Below are 1,060 nucleotides of genomic sequence, written 5' to 3' on the forward strand. Positions count from 1 at the left end.
CGCACGGTGGTCAGCCGCATCCGCCCGAGAAGGGTCCACGCCCATCTCGGCGCGGGGCCGCCTGTTACCGCCGGAGCCGTACGCGACCATCACGCCGGCCTGCTCGATGGTGGCACCTACCCCGGCGAACTCGGCGCCACGGTCACCGGCCTCCGGGTTGGCCACCACCATCTCGACGTGGTACGCGTCCGCGGACTCGCCGTCGTCGCGCTGGAAGGTGCAGGCCACGTCGTGACCGGAGTTGATCACGCGGGCGTACTCGCACAGCGTGCCCAGCGTGGGAAAGCGCTGCGGGCTCATGACTTCACCCCGCACGGCCCGATCTCCCCGTTGTGCTCCTCCGAGGCTTCCTTCTCGGACTGCAGCCACTCGATGGCGTGCTCGTGGCACATCATGCCGCAGGCGGTCTTGATGTCGCCCTTGCGCTCGACGCCGCTCTCGTCGCACACCACGCAGTACTTCTCCGCGCGGCGTAGGCGCTCGTAGCGCTCGAGAGACTCGAAGCACTCGCGCACAGCCTCCTCGACCGTCGCCCCGAACTCGATCTCCGAGGTCTCCGTGCGTGACCGCGAATGGATGCTGCAGTAGTAGCGAACCGGCAGGGCCTTCTGGTGGTCACGCTCAGTCGCCGCCACGCTCACCGAGTACACTCCCGGGTCGAGCTTCCTCGCCCGCTCGCGAAGACCCTTCAGGTAATCCTCTATCTCTCTCATCACTCTCTCCTCTCGCGGGCTGTCTAGACCCGCTGTCCTCATCACTGCCGATATAGTGGGGCTAGAAAGCCGGGGGCGCAACCACTTTCTGAAAATAGTTTCTCGCGCCTCTCTCTTGTCTGCCTACCGAGCGATAATGTACGTTCGTACACTCGCACGTGTCAAGCAAAGGAGAGTGCGCATGAAGCTACGGGACACCATCGACATTGCTCGCAGGCAGGGAGCCTGCACCAGCACCGCACCGGCCGGGGCGAGGCGGGGCGTGCGGGAGAGCGACGCGGCGCTGGGGCCCTTGCCGCCGGGCACGGTGGGGCTGCTCGGCGCTGCCACCGGATGCGGCAATAGCA

2 protein-coding genes are annotated in these 1,060 nt (G+C 66.5%); both read right to left on the reverse strand.

Features of this window, described 5'->3' with window-relative positions; translation table 11 throughout:
* The coding region (locus GY812_15610) for a hypothetical protein (GenBank protein MCP4436907.1) at positions 1-300 on the reverse strand (300 nt) is incomplete at its 3' end.
* On the reverse strand, positions 297-713 hold the full coding sequence (locus GY812_15615; protein ID MCP4436908.1) for a hypothetical protein: 417 nt from the start codon (positions 711-713) through the stop codon (positions 297-299). The genes GY812_15615 and GY812_15610, both read right to left, overlap by 4 nt.
* Positions 714-1,060: the final 347 nt, after the last annotated feature.

This window comes from Actinomycetes bacterium (genome assembly GCA_024222295.1).
Lineage (GTDB): Bacteria > Actinomycetota > Acidimicrobiia > Acidimicrobiales > Microtrichaceae > JAAEPF01.

What these genes read in the sequence shown, in the direction of transcription:
- GY812_15615 (MCP4436908.1), bottom strand. Translation starts at nt 713, where the DNA reads ATGAGAGAGATAGAGGATTACCTGAAGGGTCTTCGCGAGCGGGCGAGG.